This window comes from Lancefieldella parvula, assembly GCF_963547875.1.
GTDB lineage: Bacteria > Actinomycetota > Coriobacteriia > Coriobacteriales > Atopobiaceae > Lancefieldella > Lancefieldella parvula_D.
Genome location: NZ_CAUUSI010000003.1, coordinates 24,123 through 44,086, shown reverse-complemented (window position 1 = coordinate 44,086; position 19,964 = coordinate 24,123). Strand labels below are relative to the sequence as shown.

General features: G+C 42.5%; 19 protein-coding genes. 5 read left to right on the top strand and 14 right to left on the bottom strand.

Translation table 11 applies throughout. The annotated features are described in order from the left end of the window. Positions 1-48 precede the first annotated feature (48 nt). Positions 49-375: a PTS sugar transporter subunit IIB gene (locus RWJ96_RS02300; protein WP_314018735.1), complete on the bottom strand. Its 327-nt coding sequence runs from the start codon at positions 373-375 to the stop codon at positions 49-51. Between the two features lie 174 nt (positions 376-549). Here RWJ96_RS02300 and RWJ96_RS02295 point away from each other — a divergent pair, with 174 nt between their 5' ends. The 3 genes from RWJ96_RS02295 to RWJ96_RS02285 all read left to right on the top strand — a co-directional run bounded on the left by RWJ96_RS02295 (position 550) and on the right by RWJ96_RS02285 (position 3,920). Beyond that, entirely contained in the window at positions 550-2,472 is a 1,923-nt protein-coding gene (locus tag RWJ96_RS02295; RefSeq protein WP_314018733.1) for a PTS sugar transporter subunit IIA, read from the top strand. 144 nt (positions 2,473-2,616) lie between these two features. Beyond that, a complete protein-coding gene (locus RWJ96_RS02290; protein ID WP_314018798.1) occupies positions 2,617-3,378 on the top strand; it encodes an alpha/beta hydrolase in 762 nt (253 codons plus the stop codon). Positions 3,379-3,464: 86 nt separating this feature from the next. Continuing rightward, complete coding sequence (locus RWJ96_RS02285) at positions 3,465-3,920, top strand: GTP pyrophosphokinase (RefSeq protein ID WP_314018731.1); 456 nt, start codon at positions 3,465-3,467, stop codon at positions 3,918-3,920. 53 nt (positions 3,921-3,973) lie between these two features. Here RWJ96_RS02285 and RWJ96_RS02280 read toward each other — a convergent pair whose 3' ends face one another. After that, entirely contained in the window at positions 3,974-4,279 is a 306-nt protein-coding gene (locus RWJ96_RS02280; protein WP_314018729.1) for a hypothetical protein, read from the bottom strand. A gap of 187 nt (positions 4,280-4,466) precedes the next feature. Between RWJ96_RS02280 and RWJ96_RS02275 the strand changes: the two genes are divergently transcribed. Next, positions 4,467-4,781, top strand: a complete 315-nt coding sequence (locus tag RWJ96_RS02275) for a DUF3784 domain-containing protein (protein WP_314018728.1) — start codon at positions 4,467-4,469, stop codon at positions 4,779-4,781. 108 nt (positions 4,782-4,889) lie between these two features. Here RWJ96_RS02275 and RWJ96_RS02270 read toward each other — a convergent pair whose 3' ends face one another. The 9 genes from RWJ96_RS02270 to RWJ96_RS02230 all read right to left on the bottom strand — a co-directional run bounded on the left by RWJ96_RS02270 (position 4,890) and on the right by RWJ96_RS02230 (position 13,970). Then, positions 4,890-5,813, bottom strand: coding sequence for a TDT family transporter (locus RWJ96_RS02270; RefSeq protein WP_314018727.1), 924 nt, complete (start codon positions 5,811-5,813; stop codon positions 4,890-4,892). 153 nt (positions 5,814-5,966) lie between these two features. Continuing rightward, positions 5,967-6,596: an RDD family protein gene (locus RWJ96_RS02265; protein ID WP_314018725.1), complete on the bottom strand. Its 630-nt coding sequence runs from the start codon at positions 6,594-6,596 to the stop codon at positions 5,967-5,969. A 9-nt stretch (positions 6,597-6,605) separates the two neighbouring features. Next, positions 6,606-7,811, bottom strand: a complete 1,206-nt coding sequence (locus RWJ96_RS02260) for an aminotransferase class I/II-fold pyridoxal phosphate-dependent enzyme (protein ID WP_314018724.1) — start codon at positions 7,809-7,811, stop codon at positions 6,606-6,608. Then, complete coding sequence (locus RWJ96_RS02255; RefSeq protein WP_314018723.1) at positions 7,812-8,894, bottom strand: Xaa-Pro peptidase family protein; 1,083 nt, start codon at positions 8,892-8,894, stop codon at positions 7,812-7,814. A gap of 84 nt (positions 8,895-8,978) precedes the next feature. Continuing rightward, positions 8,979-10,307, bottom strand: coding sequence for a PTS transporter subunit EIIC (locus RWJ96_RS02250; protein ID WP_314018722.1), 1,329 nt, complete (start codon positions 10,305-10,307; stop codon positions 8,979-8,981). Between the two features lie 5 nt (positions 10,308-10,312). Then, positions 10,313-10,654, bottom strand: a complete 342-nt coding sequence (locus RWJ96_RS02245; protein WP_311397063.1) for a PTS sugar transporter subunit IIB — start codon at positions 10,652-10,654, stop codon at positions 10,313-10,315. Between the two features lie 45 nt (positions 10,655-10,699). After that, positions 10,700-11,023 (bottom strand): PTS lactose/cellobiose transporter subunit IIA, encoded by a 324-nt coding sequence (locus RWJ96_RS02240; protein WP_311397064.1) that lies wholly within the window; start codon positions 11,021-11,023, stop codon positions 10,700-10,702. 33 nt (positions 11,024-11,056) lie between these two features. Continuing rightward, positions 11,057-12,085, bottom strand: coding sequence for a M20/M25/M40 family metallo-hydrolase (locus RWJ96_RS02235; protein ID WP_314018721.1), 1,029 nt, complete (start codon positions 12,083-12,085; stop codon positions 11,057-11,059). After that, complete coding sequence (locus tag RWJ96_RS02230; protein ID WP_314018720.1) at positions 12,075-13,970, bottom strand: HTH domain-containing protein; 1,896 nt, start codon at positions 13,968-13,970, stop codon at positions 12,075-12,077. The genes RWJ96_RS02235 and RWJ96_RS02230 overlap by 11 nt, the downstream gene beginning before the upstream one ends. 254 nt (positions 13,971-14,224) lie before the next feature. Here RWJ96_RS02230 and RWJ96_RS02225 point away from each other — a divergent pair, with 254 nt between their 5' ends. Next, the gene (locus RWJ96_RS02225; protein WP_314018796.1) at positions 14,225-14,368 is read left to right on the top strand and encodes an IS3 family transposase; all 144 of its coding nucleotides are present in this window, start codon (positions 14,225-14,227) and stop codon (positions 14,366-14,368) included. 158 nt (positions 14,369-14,526) lie between these two features. On the opposite strand, the gene RWJ96_RS02220 is transcribed toward RWJ96_RS02225, so the two are convergent. The 3 genes from RWJ96_RS02220 to RWJ96_RS02210 all read right to left on the bottom strand — a co-directional run bounded on the left by RWJ96_RS02220 (position 14,527) and on the right by RWJ96_RS02210 (position 19,960). Next, the gene (locus RWJ96_RS02220) at positions 14,527-14,853 is read right to left on the bottom strand and encodes a hypothetical protein (RefSeq protein ID WP_314018718.1); all 327 of its coding nucleotides are present in this window, start codon (positions 14,851-14,853) and stop codon (positions 14,527-14,529) included. Further along, complete coding sequence (locus RWJ96_RS02215) at positions 14,837-17,137, bottom strand: hypothetical protein (protein ID WP_314018717.1); 2,301 nt, start codon at positions 17,135-17,137, stop codon at positions 14,837-14,839. The genes RWJ96_RS02220 and RWJ96_RS02215 overlap by 17 nt, the downstream gene beginning before the upstream one ends. A 222-nt stretch (positions 17,138-17,359) precedes the next feature. Beyond that, complete coding sequence (locus tag RWJ96_RS02210; protein ID WP_314018716.1) at positions 17,360-19,960, bottom strand: DEAD/DEAH box helicase family protein; 2,601 nt, start codon at positions 19,958-19,960, stop codon at positions 17,360-17,362. Positions 19,961-19,964 lie beyond the last annotated feature (4 nt).

Below are 19,964 nucleotides of genomic sequence, written 5' to 3'. Positions count from 1 at the left end.
TTTTAAGACGAATCTGATCGTCAGATGATTCGATTCATCGTTAGATTACTAAGCATTTGCTTCGCGAATTGTTTTAATAAGATGCTTGAGCGCATTCTCGCCATTTAGGGTTGAGTAATATGCGGGATCCATAAGAATCACTTGAACGGGCTTATCGGCATATTTTTCTTTAAGCTCATCAGCGAGATACTTAAGATGAGGACCGATCATCAAGGCATCGATTGAGTCAATATAGCTCTCAACCTCGGCCTCACTTCTTGCGGTGATGGAAATATCAAGATCGTGTTCTGCGGCAGCTTTCTTCATGTTTACTGCCATAAAACCACTACTTGCTCCAGAACCACAAACTAAAAGAACCTCAAGATGCTTAGACATATCTTGCCCTTCTCTCTAGCAGAAATACTGCCAAGTAACTTCTTGCAGTTTCATTATTGTTCCTATTCTCTCTAGACTCCAATTAACCTGTTTCCTAGGGTGAGGAAATACGGCTCAGTTGAAATTTTTCCTAACCTTAGGAAAAATAGGATTTAGATCAAAGAGGAGGCTGCCTTGGCTACGAATGAAGAATCACTAATCAAAGCGCTCGAAAAGACCGGTAATTGGATTGAGGCTTCCTACCTTGCCGATATGCTTGGAGTTACAACCAGAACTATTCGTAATCGCATTAAGAAGATAAATAACTTAAGTAGTTCCCCTATAGTTGAATCTTCTTATCGTGGATATCGTTTAGCAAAGAGTACAAAACAGCCAAGCAAGAAGAATACTTCCATAAACGATGATGAGAGTAGAACTGACCAACTACTGAGACTTTTAATATCAACTGATGAACCTCTTGTTATCTATGATTTAGCTGATAAATTCTGTATTTCAGACGCAACGATTGAAAGTGACCTTAGAAGAGTCCGTGATTCAATTAGGTTGTTTGATCTAAAGATTATTCGTCATCGTGATACCGTTCTGCTACAGGGTTCAGAAGGAAATAAGCGTCGTCTCATTGGCTGCATGCTTGCAACCGAAAGTCCTGTTGGATTTGCCACTTTTACAGGAGAGGGCATAGTACGAGGAGGGTATGACCTTCCTTGGCTTACAGGTATTGTGACCCAATCTCTTACATCCCAAGGTCTTCATGCTGATGATTATGGTGTCAACAACATTGTTATGCACCTTGTTGTTACCATAGATCGTATTGAAAAAGGAAGAACGCTTCCAAAAGAATATAAAAGAGATCATGTCCTTCTCGATACCCCTGGGTTTGCTGCAGCTCAACTCATTTGTTCTAGAATTAGTTCAAAATTCAATATTTCAATGAATGACGAAGAAATTGCCTACTTTGCGCTTATTCTTTCTTCAAATAGCTCAGGTAAAAACTACTCTTTTAATTCCAAAAATCAGCTAGAAGATCTTATTAATCAATCAGATATTGAACTTGCTCAAGCGATTGTCGCAAAGCTTGAGCAAGTATATCACCTTGAGCCTTTTGACTATGAATTTCTAACTCATATAGCCATTCATCTTCATGGTATTTTGCAGCGCGTCCCCAATGGAGTGTTTGCAAAAAACCCGCTATCAAATCGCATCAAAGAAACTTATCCCCTTGTTTATGACATGGCTGCTTTCTTTGCAACTGAAATAACTGTCAAGACTGGTCTTAGCCTTAACGAGGATGAGGTCTCATTCCTTGCCTTTCACATTGGTGCCTATTTTGATCGAGAAAATCCTGAAAGTGAAAGTGTTTCGTGTGCTTTTTTATATCTTGATTATCATGATTTACATAGACAAAGCATTAACAGAATTCAAACGGAGTTGGGAAGAAACCTATCCATTGATACGGTAATGCCTGTTACTTCTTGCAATCCTGTAGAACTTTCAAATGAGCTGATAATTACACCAGTAGAGATCAATTCTCCTCATTCTGGACGAACGGTTATAGTTAACCCTATCCTCACCAATACTGACATGGATGCAATTAAAAAAGCTACTGATGCAATACTGGCGCGTAGACGAGGTACCCAAGCCTTTGGTCTTATTAAACGTTTCCTAGTCAAAAGTCTTTTTCATGAGGAGTTATATGCTGCTACTAAAGAGGAACTTATACGAACTATTGTAAAAACCTGCTCTTCTGTTGGATTCTGTGAAGAGAACTACGCTAAAGAAGTACTGGAGAGAGAAGTTCTCTCTCCAACCGCTTTTAGCAATAGAGTAGCTATGCCGCATTCAATGTCCGCCTCAACTGAGCGCTCTTTTTTGTCCGTAGTTATCAACCAAAAACCAATGGACTGGGATGGCCAAAAAGTAAATATCATCATGCTAATGGGACTCAGTGAGCACGATAGGGCTTCATTTAGGATTTTATTTGATAGTCTTATCCAGGTACTTTCTGAACCTGCAAATGTAACCCGTCTAATTAAATCAAAAAACTATGAGGAATTTTCAGAGTTACTCAATGAAATGATTATGCGAGAACAGAAATAAATCTCAAGCTTCCTCCCGGACATCCCTCACAGCTCCACCCATACCGTTCACAGAAAATGTCAGCTTTGGTGAACAAACAGCAAATCCGTGTGCCCAGCAGGGATATAATCGCAGGTGAACAACGGATGGAGGATTATCGTGAAGATGCACCTCATTGAGCCCGACGCTTACACCCAGACCACACCTACCGTATTGCTGATTCATCCCATGCTCTCGTCAGCAGAAGGAATGAAGACTGTTCTTATGAGCAACATGGGTGATGACCTGCGCTATCTGATCCCAGATCTTGCCGCCCACGGGGAAGAAAATGCAACAGAATATGTCTCAGCGTCCCAAGAGGCTGCACAGATTCATGACTGGCTGCTGGAACACGACATAACCCATCTCTCCCTGGGTTTTGGCGCGTCCCTAGGCGGCGTAGTTCTATCTGAACTCCTCAAGTTCCCCGATTTAGTCTTTGACCACCTCTTCTTTGAGGGAACGAGTTTCTGGACAGGAGGATTTCTTGCCTCAGCGATGGAATTTGTACTCAAGAAAGTGTTTCTTGCCAAGCACCGCAAAGCCATTGCAGACCCCGAGTTATCCGTACAAAAGATGGAACAACTTTACGGAAAAGTTGCAGCTAAACCTATGTCAGAGCACTTTATTGCGATGAGCGACCAAAGCATCCAGAACATCATTTACGACTGCAGCAACGTTGACCTGCCCACCCTTAGCCCTGAGGTACAGCGTCGCTGTATCTTCACGTATGGCGAGAAGGACTTTGACTTGAAACGTGCAAGGCAGGTTCTGCCTAAGGTGTATCCCGAGGCCACGTTAACTATCTGGCAAGGCTATGACCACTGCGCGCGCATGACCAGCGACTCGGCAGCGTATGGTCAGATGCTCAGAGAGCTTGTGGTTTAGAGCGCAAAACTCGTAAAATAGAGGAAACAAAACTAATCGCATAAATCTATCGGCATAGAAGCTGCTCGTTAATACTAGGAGGCTTCATGTATTACACACCCATGACTAAAGCTGCGATGAAGCTCTGCTTTGAAGCGCACAAGGATCAAGTTGACAAAGCAGGAATCCCCTACATCTTCCACCCCATCAGTCTCGCTGAGCGTTTTAGAGAAGGTCAAGAAGCCGAGACCTGTGTAGCACTTCTGCACGATGTTCTGGAAGACACAGATTACACGGTAGATGATATTCGTGCAGCTGGTATGAGTGAGGAGGTTATTGAAGCTCTGCTTCTCTTGAACCACAATCCCAAAGTCGAGTACATGGACTATGTTCGCCATCTAAGTAAAAATAACATTGCACGACACGTGAAAATTTGCGATCTACAACACAACTCAAACCTGTCCCGCCTAGAAAAGGTTACTGAGAAGGACTTAAAACGTGTCGAGAAGTACAAGGAAGCTCTCAGAATTCTTTTTGAGGTAGAAGGAAGTTCAGAAGCGTAAATAGCTCCTTGCAATGAAGCACAATAGAGGCCGTTTATAAAGCTACTAAGAGGTTAATAGCTCTCTTTGCCTTCATGCTTACGCAGCTTCCCATTCTTTTCAAGCTTATTATCAAGCCACCAAATTGGAATTGGAAGAATTTCATCAATGGGTTGAGTATTGTCCCAGATATCAATAAATTCCTTTGTTTCCCTATCGTATAAGAACTTGCAATATACGTCATAATCAGGAGCTGAGAATTCTCCGCCATAGAATCCGTCATCATACTCAATGTTATGAAAATAATAGTTGATATAATATGCACCCATTTTTACCTCACTTAGTAGCGAATACTCTCCAAAAATGCATTCCCAATCCATCTCCAAGCATGTGAAAAGAAGGATAAGACCTACAGGCAATCTAAGTGGGTACTGTAATGGACAGTAAAAGGCCTATATCGTTGCTAACGAACATAACAATGAAGGGGCTTGAATTATTCAATTACCCAATTAAATTCGAAGTCGTATAATTCAATTAACAAGCAGTTCGTTCCTGATTGGAGTGAATATGATGTTATATTCAGTTATATCCTGGTCTTTAACCGCAATTCTTGGCATTTGGTCTATTGTACTTCTATCTGGTCATGGCGCTGCTTCACTTGCTGGATTTAACACAATGACTGAAGATGAAAAGAAAGCAATAGACGAGAAAAAGCTCTGTTTTGTAGCGGGTATTGGCATGCTTATAAGTGCGTTAGTACTCTTTTTCATGGCACTACTTGGTCCAAATATACCAAACACAACAGCAATCATTGCGGGCAGTATTATTGCGATTGATGCGGTAGTAATGGTTTATATTGCAAACACAAAATGCAAAAAATAATAAAAACCTGACGACAAAATACTTGAAGTTCTCATTACCTTTAGACAATAGCTCTTGTCAAAACAAATGCAAAACATCACCTCAAACTACTCGTCTCTTTCGTCCCTCTTAAGACAAAGTCTGATCACGCACGTACGCAAGTAATCGTACAAGCACAACAATGCAAAGCCCTGCTACAAGCAACGTTTCAACAGTGGCTACTCCGTCGAGCCATTGGAGGGGCTGGCCGAGTTCAGCCAGGTATGCTGACGTCTGCGTACGCGCGATAACACAAATTACAAAGGGAAACGTAAACGCAGCGTGACTGGGAAAGAATGGTTTCGTAAGACACCTGATGCACCATACAAAAGAAGCTACATAAATAATTGAAGCGATTACCAGCATAATCAAAAGAAACGGTACAGACTTTGGCGTAATAGATTGAATATATCCTGCAATACAAAGGCTTGTTGGGGCTGCATAAATACAAGCGAGCGACTCAGCAGAATCAGGCACCGGCCCATATTTAACGTACCGAATGCTCACAACTATCAAAAGCACGACAAGACAGATAAATCCAAACCAAAATGCAACCGTGCCAACACTTGTTTCAAAGTGAAACGCCGGCGCTGTAACACTGGCAACAACAATACCCACATACACAATGAACCAGCTGGCGTGCACATTATCCCAATCAAATTTTGCAATATAGCGAGAAGTAAAGAGAGCTATGCACAGGATGTGTAACGCAATTCCTGCGAACCAAAACAATTGTGCTGCATCACCAATATCGGTCTTCATATACACTGAAATCAGCATAACTGCCATCGGATACGTTGCGGCAACTGAAAGTCCAATCGGATCAGAGAGCTCTCGTAACACAACTTTTGTAGACACCATAAATTTGAGGGTATAGAGAGCTAAAAGAGCAATAGAGAGTATGCCGAAGGCAAGATAAAGGCCCTCAAAAGAAGTCTTAAAAAGATTTCCAAGTGCTGCAAAACCTAATGCAACACCGCAAATAGCAACGGGAACTTTTTGGACATAGTTCATAAGGATTCTTCTATCTGTTTAGGAATCTCTTTAAACTTGAATATTCATACGATACCGTATCTCAATATCACCGTGTAATAAAACTCAAAAAGCTCTTAGTCTTCTACTTGAGTTATAAACTCTCTCATGCTATTTCAGTTAACGAAAATTCGCCTAGTCAAAATCTTCAATTTCCACAACTCTTGTCCCAGCTAAATAATCATGAATTGCAAGGTGGTTTTTTGTAATTACAACCATTACCGCTGAAAACATAGTTAATAGGTACATTACTATGAAAACATAGCTTTCAATATAAAATCCAGACACCAGCGTAAGTGCCTGAATAATATATCTCGTCGTAATAGTCGAAACACCTTCAATCAGAAGAAGGCCAGGTATTGCCCTAATAACTAGCTGCTTTAGTTCTACTTTATTTCCTAAACTAGTCTCACATTGCAATTTAAATAACTTTTTGCCTGGTGTTTGGCCTGGCCAAATTTTCCAAGGGATTACTATGTAATAAACGATAAAAATCATCAAGGACAGTATGCAGCAAATGTAAGCAAACATATTTGAATATCCAAGCGCACTAAAAACATACAGATCGCTGAACATATCAGAGCTATGAGTTACTAAGGCAAAAATTAGAACCTCTGGAAAACCAATAAGTAGACCTGAAAGCACCCAGTCGACAGCATATGCATAAAATCTACGCATGGGAAATTTCCACATCATAGTTAACTTACGCTTTGACTTTAAGCTCAAAGATCTTGTTGTATTTTTATGAGTCACTTTATTCCCCATCAAAATCCCCTATAAACTTAGACTATCAATACCTTTTGCAAAACGGCGTAATCCATCGTTTAACTTTTCCCTAGGGCATCCAACACACATACGTAAATATCCTGCTCCTGAATTACCGTATGTCTCTCCAGGCATAATTCCAACATTTCCAATATTAACTAATGCGTCCTGTAACTGTTTTGAAGACACCTCCAAAGAGCTCACATCAATCCAAGCTAAATAAGTTGCTTCTGGAATTTCAAATTTTATATTCGGGTAGTGATCTGAAAGGAAGCTCTTTATTACCTGCATATTGCCACGTATGTATGAACACAGATCATCAACATAAACTTCGCATTTGTTATACGCAACCATCGTTGCATATAGTCCCAAAGTACTACATGAATTAAGAAAATCAACATGCCTAGTTATATTTAAAAATGCTTCACGAACTTTACTAGACGGAACGACCACATATGACCCAATAAGACCAGGTGTATTGAAAGTTTTTGTGGGGGATGTTGCGACAACCACTCTTTCATATTCTTTTAACTTAGAGATTACGCTGATATTTCTTCTGCCACACAAACTAATATCAGCATGAATTTCATCTGAAATGATCCAGAGACCATGGCTTCGACAAATATCGATAATCCTATTTAGTTCTTCCTCTGTCCACATACGTCCGGTGGGATTATGTGGAGAGCATAGTAGCATTGCCTTACAAGAAGCAGCCAACTTATCAAGTTGCTCAAAATCAATCTCAAAAGTTTTATGTAAACAATCCACTGAAGCGTGCTCTAAATTCGGTAAAAGGATACTTCTTACAAGTGTTCGATCATTCCCTTCTATTACTCCAGGAAAAGAATCATACATAGGGTCGAAACATAAGACTCCATCGCCTGGATCTGTTAATAATCGAATCAACAAAGAAACTGAATACATCACAGAAGGACTGTATAAAATCCAATCCTCTTCTACACTAGCGTTGTATCTTCTCTCAAACCATGATGCAATTGAGCCCTTAAAATCATGATGATTCCATCGGGTATAGCCAAATTGTCCTCGAGCTGCAACTTCAGTAACTACATTTAAAACTTCTTCAGGAGGCAAAAAATCAGTATCAGAAATTGAAAAAGGCAAAATACCGGATTTGCCAAATCTATCCTGAATAAAATCCCACTGAGTACAATATGTTCCATAGCGATTTTGAATTTTATCGAAATCGTATCCCATTTAAACTCCTAAGATTATTGGATCAGTTGTTGTTTTATTAAGAGATACGCCAACTCCATTAATTACAGCAACGTCATTTTCAATTCGAACTCCACCAACACCAGAAATATATATACCTGGCTCACATGACACAACCATGCCCTCTTTAAGAATAAAATGTTTTCCAGGCCTTAATAAAGGCAGTTCGGTTGAATTATCTATTCCAATTCCATGACCAAGACCATGTCCAAAATACTCTCCGTACCCAGCCCTCAAAATGACAGAACGCGCACATCTATCAACTTCTTCAGAATCAACTCCAGCTTTAATAGACGAAATACCCGCGTTCTGGGCGCTTTGAACAATGTTATAAATCTCTAGTATCTTTGTATTAGGCTCCCCTAAAAAACAAATCCTGGTCATATCTGACTGGTAATTGTCAATCTGAATTCCAAAATCAATCATCACATGCTCACCGCGTTTTAAAGCGCGCGATGTAGGCCTACAATGAGGATATGCAGTACGCTCGCCAATGCCACAAATAGTGTCGAAAGACATTTTTTGTGCGCCTCTACAAATAGATTTATATTGAACTAAGGCACTAATTTCATACTCTGTCATTCCTTCTTTAATTTGAGAAGATACTTCCTTAAAGATCTCATCTGTTATATTTACTGCTTTTCTGATTTTTTTAATCTCTTCCGATGTTTTAATCGCACGCAGTAGCGTAAGTTCCTTATCGAGAAGAACAACACTTTTAAATTGCTCTGATAATTTCAAATACGTACTTGCTAAAGTTGATTCAGATTCAACTCCCAGGCATTTCCAGTTGTACTTTTCCGATAACTCGTAAAGCTTCACATAAATAGCCTCTTCAGACTGGCTTGCTAACAATTCAATCGTTAAATCATGTTCCTTCTCTTTTGCTTCTGCAAAATATCTTTGATCAACTAAAAGGCCTTGATATTTACGACTTACGATGATTGAGCAGCCACTACCATTTAGTGTACCGAGCCAGTTCTTTATTGTCTTGCTTTTAAGAAGAAGGACATCAACGGGCATATCATTCAAAAGATCTTGAAGTAAATTGACATTCCCATTCATATATACTCCTCTTCTTAAACTGTTCTTAACTGAAAAAGATGAGACTAACTCTTCAATAGAGTTAGTCTCATCAAAGCACACTAACTAAATTCCAAGATCCATTTCTTCAAGAAGCGCCTCATCCTCTTCAGACAAAATGCTACTTGAATTCTCTTGTTCTTTCTCAATAAATCTCTGCTCATAAGCTTTGAAGAACGGATACCAAAGAGCAATAGACAGTATCATCTGAACTGCGTTGACTACAATCGATCTCCAGTCAAAGTTTGTCAAGAATCCTTCAAGGAAGACTCCGACATAAGGTGGTGTAAAGAACGATTTACCCATTAAGCCAAGCCATTGAGCCCAGCCGCCGAGCGATCCAATAATTCCTCCACCAATAACATATGGAATAAAGTAGAACGGATTAAGAACAATTGGAGCACCAAACAAAATTGGCTCGTTGATTCCAAACAAAGCTGGAATAAATGCCACTCGTCCGATTTTCTTAAGTGCATCAGACTTAGAAAGCATGCACCAAAGAACAAGACCAAAAGTAACTCCAGTACCAGTGAAATTACCAAATGCAGACTCAGGACCAGGACAGAAGAAGTGCGTAAGCGGAAGTCCTGCTTGATAATTTGCAATATTTTCCGCCAGGAATTGAGTAGAAATTGGACTTGTAATTGGGCTGAGAACAGACGGATGGATACCAAAGAAGAACAGCAAACAATGAAGCATCTTTAAGAAAGTGTATGCCAATGGATTGTCCATCGAACCAACTAAAGGTGCAAATAGATTTGTAAAAATCAGAGGAGGCATTACTCCAAAAACGTTTGTGCACACCAAACGTATTGCTAAAAATACACCAATAATGATGATAGAAATTGGAATCATTTCAAAGGAACGAGAAACAAAGTCTGGCACAGACTCTGGCATTTTAATGGTGAAGTTGCGCTTTTTGCACCAGCGGAACAATTCGACTGCAACAATAGCTCCAAACATAGATGCAAATAAGCCCTTAGCGCCTAAGTACTTTGTTACCAAAGTACCGTCTTCTGAAAAATCGACAGCAAGCATCAAAAATGCAATTAACGCCATACTCATGCAGCCAGGTGCGTCAAGTTCATGCGACTTCGATAGGTGATACCCAATAAGAACCGAAGCATAAAGCGCCATCATTCCCATTCCAACAGTGTTTGCAAGCTCAATTGCAGAGGCATTTGCAACAATCCATTGAGAAAGAGGATTTTCCTCACCAATCATGTTTGGAATTGCACCTGGAATCAAACAGAAGCTACCAATGATTAGTAGAGGCGTTAAGCCAACCATAGCTTTTTTAATTGCGCTTAAATGAATTTCCTTATCCATCCAATTTGCTACAGGAGTTAAATAGCGGTCAATTACCGCTGTAAATCCATGAGTATTCTCATTCATAATAATTACCCCCTTTCAGAGGCGAGTTCGATTTTCTTTTGTTCAACTAACACTTTTTTGAGTACTGATACGCCGTCCATCTGACCATACGTAGCTGTATCAACAACAATTACTGGAATGTTTTTGTCACCCAATGCGTTCTTTACACTCTCAAATTTGTGAGCAATTTGAGGTCCAAGAACAACTGCATCGGCATCACTAACCTCCGAGTCTAAAATATCAACTGGAATCGCGATAAACTGGAAGTCAGATTCATTAAGCTTTGGACTTGCTTTTACTCCAGCTTTCATGGCATCCATAAGCATCGTAGTTGATAAACCACCGGCACAGCAGAGCACAATCTTCATTTCTTCCTCCCTTTCTTTTTTGGCATTCTTAACGAATACACACTGTTATTTGCGGTTCTGAATCTCAAAAACATCAACAAGTTCTTCAATCAGATCTCTAGCGAGTTGAGCAGCCATATAGTGATCTTGTGCATGAGCCATTAAAAGCGTCATTGCAGGACGATCAGCTTCTGGAGTATTGAGCTCGGCTGATATAAGTTCTGTTTGAGCCTTGTGGGCAGCCAAGTCAATCTGTTTTGCTTGCTCAAGCAAGCTATGAGCTCCTTGGTAATCCCCCTCCTTTACTTTTCTCAATGCTTCAATTGCCTTTGATCTACTCTCCCCTGCTGAAGAAATCATCGTGAGGATTTTGATTTCGCTTTCGTTCATACTTAAGCACTTCCCTCTTTCTTCAAATTCCCATTAATTTGTAAGATCTCTTAATACTTCCTCTGTAAAATTGCTGCAAATTAGCTGAATGACGTGAGCAGCAGTTTTTAAATCTTTTAACTGCACAAAAGAGCAACTTCCATGACAATACCTAAGGGGAATACCAAGTACCATTGCCAATCTTCCTGCGTTAACTAAATGACCTGTTCCAGCATCAGTACCACCACCAGCAAAAATATCTTTCTGGTAAGGAATATTTGCATCTTCTAAAAGTTTTTGTATGTAAGACAAAAGACGGCGTTTCGGAGCTAATGTTTTATCGTAATAAACCAACATTGGACCAGCGCCTAAGATTCGATGGTTTTTAAACCCGCTACCAAGTCCAGAATAATTTGCTGTATCAATTGCAACTAATAAATCTGGTTGAACGAGCTCTGTTACAGTTTTTCCTCCTCGTGCCCCTACCTCTTCGCTACTTGTAAAAGCAAAGTAAATGTCACAAGGGTAAGAATCAAAAAGTTCCTTAACTGCCTGTATGAGAACAAAACAACCGACTCGGTCATCCATGGCTTTTCCAGAAACTATTCCGTTTTCATGAACCAATGCATCTGTCGCAAAGTAAACAAAATCGCCTTCACTCACGCCTAATACTCGAACATCGTTCTCACTAGAGCATCCAATATCCACGTAACTTTCCAGGACCTGATTAGATTTATCCCTAATTGAATTAAGTACGCCACGAACTTTTCCTTGAGAGGTATGAATGCGAACAAGCTGCATATCCTTGCTCGTATTTACAACATTTCCGATTGGCATTACATATAACAAGCCATCATCAGAAATAGATCTGACAATAAAGCCAACTTCATCCATATGAGCCATAAACATAATTTTTGGAGATCCGCTTGGACCAGGCTTATGAAAAATAAGGCTACCAAGTCCGTCTCTAAAAGTTTCACTTAAATACTTAGTGCACTCGGCTTGTATCAATTCACGGACTTCGTCCTCATTACCGGCCAACGCATCAGAGTTACTTAGCTTTACAAGAAGATCAACATCCATCTTTACTGACCTCCATCTTTTTTATCTGATTTATAAATTCTTCAGCACTTATACAAGACTCAAGCAGTGATATTTCTTCTTGGTTATTCATTAGTGAAAATAAAGAATTACTAATAGCTTTATAAGCCTCAATAGATTGTTTAGTGAGACATATAAGAAAAATAACTCTAACCTCTTTTTCCTTTTTATTCCTGTTAATACGAACCGCTATTGCATCCCGTATTCCGTGAGGCTCTACAGGATGGGGTGCGCAAATACCATTCAAAAAAATCGTATTAGAAAATTTCTCCCGCACTTTGACAGAATTGACGAACCCTTCATCTGCATATCCAAGGCGTACACAATCAATACACGCTTCATAGACTATATCTTGATACGTATTTTGATCAGAAACAGCAAAAAGCTCGGGTTCTATCAGAGAAGATAAAGTGTATTTTGTTCCACAATCTTGGTTTACATCATAATTACTATGTCGAACAGCATTACTAATAGCAGAAAGATCAGAGGAACTTAAAATCTCATTTATATAGATTGTTGGAGCACAAGGCTTTTCTAGCAATGGGACCATGGATATTATTAAATCTGGGTTCAATTCTACAAGCACTCTTTGGTCCAAATAAGACACTGTATCAATTTGGGCATTTGGGAATATACCGCTAAGCTGCATTTTCACAAGTGTGGCAGATCCTCCGCCAGTTGCACAAACAACAACGATATGAGCAATGCTAAAAAGACGATTCTGACGTGTTCTTTCCTCATGAGCAATAAAATGCATTGCAATCAAAAATACTTCGTCTTGTGTTGGTTCTACACCAAAATTACTATAAATTTTTTCACATAACTGAACAGCAAAATCCATGCTGAGCGAATTTCCTAATTCACTTTTTTCAGCAAATGAAATAGTAACTGTTTTCCCAGCAAGTAATCTTTTCACAAGAAGTGCTATATGGGCTTCTAACATTTCTACGAACGTCTTATCCTCTAAAAAAGACGTTTGATACTCCTCATCAATACCTGTGAGAAATGAAATAATAACTGAACTTACTTCTGAGATAGCTGTAGTAGGAACATCTTCTAGACTCGGAAGCTGTCCTAACGCTTTCGCAATGCATAAAACATCTACCTTGGTAAGCTTTAGACCAAGTTTCTTATAGATCTCCTCAGAAATTAATTCTGCTAAATCAAGGAATTTAATTGGAGTAAAACTTAACTCTCGCTCCTCGTTTGTATCTCTCACAATATTAGCTGCGCAAATAGTTACAAAGGCACAAAGAGCACAAAAATCTTCATATCTAAGATTTCTTCCAATCTTAGAAAGGCATGAGAGAAGAATGGTCGATATTTTTTCTTCTTTATCAATGGATTCTCTAATTGCGGAAACTATTAGAGGCGATCCTGCCAAAAGAGATCTAGCTAAAAAGAAACGAATGTCGTCCGGTTTCCCGACTGCACGCGTGCCATGATGGCGAGTACGTTGAATGTCGATTCCAAAATTTGAGCCTATTCGGGATGCTTCTTGAAGAGCCATATTCACTACCGGAACACTCAAATCAAAATTGACTGCAAGATCTTCTGCACTTACAAATCCTCCTGAAAGGACCAAAGCTTGAAGAATAGTTTTTGATCTTTCAGATGGTTCTATAAACTCTGAATGAGATAAAAATTCTAAAAAAGAAGTAAATAAATCTGAATCTTTTACTAATAGGCGTATTCCTTTGCCTCGTTCAGAAACAATCTGAAAACCATGATCATGTTGGGTAGAACGTAAATCTGATAAGTCTGATTGAACAGTGCGCTCCGAGACATTAAATTCATGAGCGAGCTGTGAGACAGAAATAGCCTCTGATGTCCTACTAAGCTGATTTAATAACCTGCTAGTACGCACCTTTCCGCCTCCCCCAACATTAGTTGTCTTAAGCGTAAAGATTTTTATAAGGGTAGTAAAACATCAAAGTTGCACTTTATTGTGCAGAAAAGTTCATTATTCGGTTAAAAGAACAACTCTAGCGGTAAACGCTAGAGTTGCTCCAAAACATCATTTATCTAATTAAACACTAAGTTTCAGTGGAAATCTAATTACTTCTCTTTCGCCTTCTCAGCATACATAGAAAATAGTCGCAAGAACTTTATGACCTCGTTATCCGAAGAAGAACGTGGCCTAACTTTGAGTCTTTCAAAGCAGATTTGGACGCATATGTTATGTACTGGAATACACAAAGGCGCCAAGTTAAACTAAATGGACTGACCCCGGAGGAGTTCCGAAATCAGTCCTTGGTAGCCTAGCTCATTATTAAATTCGTCCAAGTTTTGGGACGCAGTACATCTTTCAGCTTGGTTCATTTTCCTCCTATAGATAGTTACTCTGGGCATATAGAATGGTGCTCAAGTCATATGCTTTCAAGTACTCTACCCTCGGGTCACTTCTAAACTAAAGCTTTTAGCTAAGCCTCGTAATTCGTACTAGAAGTAGTTCCATTTATAGACTCCTCTTCACCTGCGACGCTATCTGATGAATTTGATACAGAGATTTTTCCTATCCCTTCGATTATGTCTTGCATCAGCTTATAAAATGCATTGAAGGCACCTTCTTTGATGTCGCCTGGTTCACCCTGCTCAAGAACATAGGTATCACCCACGTGATAATGGAGAGCGTCATACAAGTCGGCCGCAGTAATATCTTCGTCACGGCTGAAAACCTTGGGCTCCTCGCCATCGGTTGTAACAAGAAGATTTCCGTCCTGCCCAGAGATGTTAATACAGTGTTCCATATGCCTTTAGCCTCTTTTCAATCGCTTCTTTTCCACCATCCATTACGGAGGCAATTTCTTTTAGAACAGAGCCATGATCTTCCGACTCAAGGCAGCCGTAGACAACGCTAGGTTTATCGTCGTCATCCCGACCGATAGCAATTACATTGTCCGCATCTTGATTCACAACCAAGAGTGGGTTATGTGTGACGATTATGACCTGGCTGCGACGTCGTAAGTCATCGAAATACCCTGTCAGGGATTCGCAGACCCGCTTGTTAGAGATGTTGTCCTCCGGTTGGTCGGCCATAAACACCGGAATCTTATTCTGTGAACTTGTTTTATATCGGTAATAACTCAAGGCCATCTCGCCCAGCGTGTTCCCGGTGGCCTTGCTTTCAACGTCAAGTATCGTTGACGTCTCCTGTTCTTCGTTTTCTATAAATTTATTTGTCAGATCGTCAAAGCCAGACTGCCACTGCGAAACACCTTGGCAACGAGGAATGGCCTCTGCCGCCCTATCCGCTGTTTCAATGGATTCCAACTTATCAAGGCTCTTGTAGCCATTTGTGAACATTTGACAGAATGCTTCGCTCAGATTATTTGAATCTTTGTAAGCAGCCTTTCGCACGAATTTGAAACCATAGCTGAGGTTAACTGATTCTCCGTCACCCTCGTCGACGGAAATCGTTGGTACAACAATCGTTTGCTTAGCCTCATCAGCTGCAAGTTTAACAACCATCGCTACAAAATTGCTCTTTTGCTCTCGGTACCCCGCTTTTTGCCTGTCGGCATCAGAACTATCCTTCTCAACCTTGCTTGTATATGCTTTGATAACGTTCTGCATGACCCCCTTTACCTGGGCCTCAGAGTCAACTTCCTTGTACTTGCTACTTATCTTGACAGCGACTGCATCAACCAACCGTTTTGCCTCGGCGAGATTTGCCTTGTCATCTGCATCGTATATATTTTCGCGCCCTTGCTCGTAAGCAATTTCACGGGATATTACACCGAGCTTAAGGAGCGGTTCCTCCCATTGATTTTCGACCTTGGTGAAATCCTCCGGGCAAGACACCGTAAAAGAGAACGTCGTCCCTTCCTTTGCTTCGTCTATGCGAAAACTTGTATTACACGCTTCATCTTTATGGCTCTTGCGTTCAATATTATTTTGTATCTTGTTTTTCAGTACTTCAGCAAACGTTCTGGTCTTCAGTTCAAAGTTCGAGTTCGGAACCGATTTGAATAGAGATTCATCAAAAATAGATTTACGTCGATAACCGTCAGTTAGCTGTCCCTGTTCGACGCAAACACAGTTAGATTCACTAACCCCATCGCATTCGATACCATATTTTTTCTTGGTACGCTTCTGCCACTCGGTGACCTTTTTTCTCTTCTGCATCAGAGTAAGTAAGGATGATTTGCCGATTCCATTCTCGCCTATGATGACGTTGATTCCAGGGCTTAAAGGTATATCATTTCCACACATTTTGAGTGACTTTATAAACTCTGGCCTCATGTTGGGTTGAATCGGGTTCATACGCGTATCGGGTGAGCTTAATGCCATCAACAGGCCCTTAAAAGTGGGAAGGGCCTTTATCTGGGCGTAGAACGATTCAGGCATCTCTGCTTGGGGATCGTGCTTAGGATAGTTTGCCCAGGAGTGACAATCACTCCCCACAACCGTCTTTGCTGGGAGCCCCATCCCATCGAGCTCGCTTCTCAAGATTCCCTGCACGTTCGGATTGTTGTACTCAAGTGCGTCAATGTAACCGAACCGGTAGTATTCGATGGCCTGGTTAGTTGCCTTACCAATGGTCTTTTTCTTTTGATTCCCATTGAATCCCGAATGTTGATGCGGGATGAGAATCGTATCCAAATTAATTTTCTTCAGCAGGGTCTCAAAACGAGCCAAATCGTATGATTCATCCTTGTCTTTGAGTAAGTCCTCCTTTATTGCCTCTTCAATAGATTTGTAATCAGCAATCGACTTGGCGTTGAACAGGGTTATGACGTGGCATGGTTTCTTGTTCGTCTCGAACTTGACGTCAAATTCGACCCCAGGAAGAAGGGTGGCCTTGCACTCACATGACTCCTCGCCCAGTTTTCGTTTAAGTTCAGAGTAAAGATTACTATCAAACCTGTTGTGGTCTGTTATTGAGAACATCGATATCTGATGCTCCACTAAGGCATTTAGAAGAACGTCGCAATGCTTTACATTGGAATCGGTTACAAGGCCAGGCTCTTCCTTATATGCGCTTGCCGCAGAATGGATATGCATGTCTACGTTAATTAACTTATTAAGCATTGCTACTCCTTACAGCCCTAACGCTTTGCGGCCGACGGCCCGACGGAGCGGTCGGCACCCGCTATAACATAGCCCTATGAATTCTGCCAAGCTCATCTGTTCGTCGCTGAGTAATGTCAGATGCAGTTCCTGCACTTTGCTACTCGTACGTTCCTCAATCATCGAATCTCATCCCTATCTTACATGTTCAATGCAGGCGTTAGCACACATGCGAATTTCCTTCTATGCGCCGTTGCTTACTGGTTGCGACTTCGCCTTCAGCTCATCCCACGAGTCGGATGTCTTGATGTCGTCTTCGTAGGCGATGAGGTATCCCCACTTCTGGTCTGCAAAATATTCATCCCCGAGCATCTTCACTACCACGGACTCTGCCGCCCTACGCTTTGTCTGGACGGTCTCGTCATCACGCCCACGAGCATCCTTGCCCTCAATAATCCAGTACTCGTACTGGTCATCCATTGCGACAAAATCAGGCAAGTAGCGATCCTTAGGGTTGTAGTAGATGTAGGTGTGCTCCTGAGGATGCAGCCTTTGCCACCACACAATATGAGGCGAGGTGTTGAGAAGCCTTGCCAGCAGATATTCTCCTGTGTAGGAATCAAACGACTCCGCCTCAAAAAGCGACTTGAACCAACCGTTGTAGAACCGATGGCGCACAAACTCCCCCTGCGTCTCGACCTGCTCGTGAACGTGCTCTCCGAGCGGAACCGTAAGCCTATCCAGGCTCGGCATCTTGAGAGGGACGATTTTTGTTTCTTCCGTCCTGCTCCTCAGCGCATCATCTACGAACTCATGCACAAGACCGCGAAGCTCGCCAGTCGCAGAATCAAGCGACTTCACCGTCCAGTGGTCAACTGGCGCATTTTCCATAAATCGCTTCACGAGAAAGGACTTAGCGATGCGCTTGTTCTCCTCGGTCACGGACAGAAGATTCTCGTTCATCACGAGCCGCAGTAATGCCGTGGCGGCGTCCTCGTCGCTCACGGAAAGGCTATCGACCTCAGCACTTTCCGTATCCACGGTACGCAGTCGTTTACCAAGCGTTGCCACTATTTCCTTGCGTAGGAGGACGTCTCCTGTCGAGGTAACGCGCGATGCAGCCTCATCGATTTTCTTGGGGTCTATGCGGGAAAGGTCGATAACAGGATTGCTCAGAGAAATTGTCGTGCAGGGGAAGATGTACGAAACGCCGGCAAAGCTGGGATTGCGCTCCACGTACTTGTAGCCAAGCTGCCCCTGCGTGCCATCGTCTTGGATGCCGCTCTCGCCGATGGATGTGAAGCCAATGCCGTTGAAGAGTGTAGGGGCAGCGGTGCCAACGCCCACCGATGAAGGTGCTGTCTGGCCTGCAGCCCCACCCGTCGTACACACCAATGTGAATGGCGCTTCCTGCATACCAGATGTGACCACCGAGGATACGGGTGCTGTAGACGCCGCTGTGGCGACGCTCGTATTCACGTTCTGAGTGGCAGCTTTTATCTGATCGCTTGCGGCACGAGCATCGTCTGCAGCATCTTCGAGTCCAAACTGCACGAGGATGTTCTCGGTTTCCAGAAGCTCCTTGAACGACTGGTGGGCAATGATGTCCAGCTGGTCAATCTGAAGCACGTGGGTATAGGAGCCGAACGGCAGGCGCAGACCGCGTCCCATGGTCTGCTGCGTGAGAACATCCGAAGCCATAGCGCGCAGCGTCACAACGACCGCAATGTTCTTAACGTCCCAACCCTCTTTGAGCTTGTTCACAGACACCACGGCTAGCACCGGAGACGATGGCTCATCAAGGTGCTCCAAAAGGCTCGTCGTGGTATCGTCGTCGTGGTTAGAGTCAACCTGCAGCACCGACAGCTCGCTGCCAAAGAAACGCGGTGTGCGCAAGAGACTCGTCACTTGTGTGGCATGGTCTGTATCGGAGCACACTACGAAGAGCACGGCGTTTAGGCGTGGAACTCCCTCGTGCTCGCACCATGAGTCGTAGAAGTGCTGCTTTATCTGTCTCAGCTGCACGGCATCGGAGAGCTGTTGCTCTTCAGACGCACCATCAGCCCCATACCCGCTCTTGCGGAATGCGAGTACGGGCTGCTTCACGTATTCGTCTTGTATGGCTTGCCACAGGGGATAACGATAGACCACATGGTCGTTGGCATCAGGTGAGGCAGTAAGGCCGATACATGCGGCAGGATCGAGCTCCTCAAGAGCCGCATGGAAGGCAGCTGCGCTCGTGCTGTAGAGATGGGACTCGTCGGCGATAACCACAAGGTCGTCGAGCTCGCGCAGATAGTCAAAAAGCACGCCTGCATTCTCGTCAAAGCGGCGCGGGCGGCGGCGCTGTTCCTGCTGGCCGTTTCCATGTGTCGCACCCTCAGAGCTCGTCGGAGCGATAAGCTGCTGGATATTGAAAACGAAGGCCAGCATAGGAACCTCGCGCCCAGCCGAGAACACACTGCCGCCGTTCTCGCGGGCGATCCAGGCGGAATAGTCCTGTGGAGTCACCACCTCAGGCGGAACCGGGCTCCCCTCAATGTAGCGCGAAGATCCCTTCGTAAAGTTCTGCACGGTCTTTTCCTGCACGACCTTGCCGGGCGTAACGATAACGACATTGCCAACGCCCTGGCAGCGCAGATACTCGATAAAGGCAGCCATAAGATAGGTCTTGCCTACACCAGTTGCGAGGTTCATCACCTGCATAACGCTCGGGTCGTAGTCTCCATCAAGCGCGAACACCAGCTTGCGCAGAGCTTCCTTGTTAGGAGCGCGCAAATCAAAATCCGCGCTAATCGCGTCTATGAGACCAGAGTTGAATGTTATAGAAAGCTTCTTGGCCATGGTT

What these genes read in the sequence shown, in the direction of transcription:
- RWJ96_RS02255 (WP_314018723.1), bottom strand. Translation starts at nt 8,894, where the DNA reads ATGAATGGGAATGTCAATTTACTTCAAGATCTTTTGAATGATATGCCC.
- RWJ96_RS02300 (WP_314018735.1), bottom strand. Translation starts at nt 375, where the DNA reads ATGTCTAAGCATCTTGAGGTTCTTTTAGTTTGTGGTTCTGGAGCAAGT.
- RWJ96_RS02285 (WP_314018731.1), top strand. Translation starts at nt 3,465, where the DNA reads ATGTATTACACACCCATGACTAAAGCTGCGATGAAGCTCTGCTTTGAA.
- RWJ96_RS02235 (WP_314018721.1), bottom strand. Translation starts at nt 12,085, where the DNA reads ATGGATGTTGATCTTCTTGTAAAGCTAAGTAACTCTGATGCGTTGGCC.
- RWJ96_RS02240 (WP_311397064.1), bottom strand. Translation starts at nt 11,023, where the DNA reads ATGAACGAAAGCGAAATCAAAATCCTCACGATGATTTCTTCAGCAGGG.
- RWJ96_RS02260 (WP_314018724.1), bottom strand. Translation starts at nt 7,811, where the DNA reads ATGGGATACGATTTCGATAAAATTCAAAATCGCTATGGAACATATTGT.
- RWJ96_RS02265 (WP_314018725.1), bottom strand. Translation starts at nt 6,596, where the DNA reads ATGGGGAATAAAGTGACTCATAAAAATACAACAAGATCTTTGAGCTTA.
- RWJ96_RS02215 (WP_314018717.1), bottom strand. Translation starts at nt 17,137, where the DNA reads ATGCTTAATAAGTTAATTAACGTAGACATGCATATCCATTCTGCGGCA.
- RWJ96_RS02280 (WP_314018729.1), bottom strand. Translation starts at nt 4,279, where the DNA reads ATGGATTGGGAATGCATTTTTGGAGAGTATTCGCTACTAAGTGAGGTA.
- RWJ96_RS02245 (WP_311397063.1), bottom strand. Translation starts at nt 10,654, where the DNA reads ATGAAGATTGTGCTCTGCTGTGCCGGTGGTTTATCAACTACGATGCTT.
- RWJ96_RS02290 (WP_314018798.1), top strand. Translation starts at nt 2,617, where the DNA reads ATGCACCTCATTGAGCCCGACGCTTACACCCAGACCACACCTACCGTA.
- RWJ96_RS02210 (WP_314018716.1), bottom strand. Translation starts at nt 19,960, where the DNA reads ATGGCCAAGAAGCTTTCTATAACATTCAACTCTGGTCTCATAGACGCG.
- RWJ96_RS02220 (WP_314018718.1), bottom strand. Translation starts at nt 14,853, where the DNA reads ATGGAACACTGTATTAACATCTCTGGGCAGGACGGAAATCTTCTTGTT.
- RWJ96_RS02275 (WP_314018728.1), top strand. Translation starts at nt 4,467, where the DNA reads ATGATGTTATATTCAGTTATATCCTGGTCTTTAACCGCAATTCTTGGC.
- RWJ96_RS02250 (WP_314018722.1), bottom strand. Translation starts at nt 10,307, where the DNA reads ATGAATGAGAATACTCATGGATTTACAGCGGTAATTGACCGCTATTTA.
- RWJ96_RS02270 (WP_314018727.1), bottom strand. Translation starts at nt 5,813, where the DNA reads ATGAACTATGTCCAAAAAGTTCCCGTTGCTATTTGCGGTGTTGCATTA.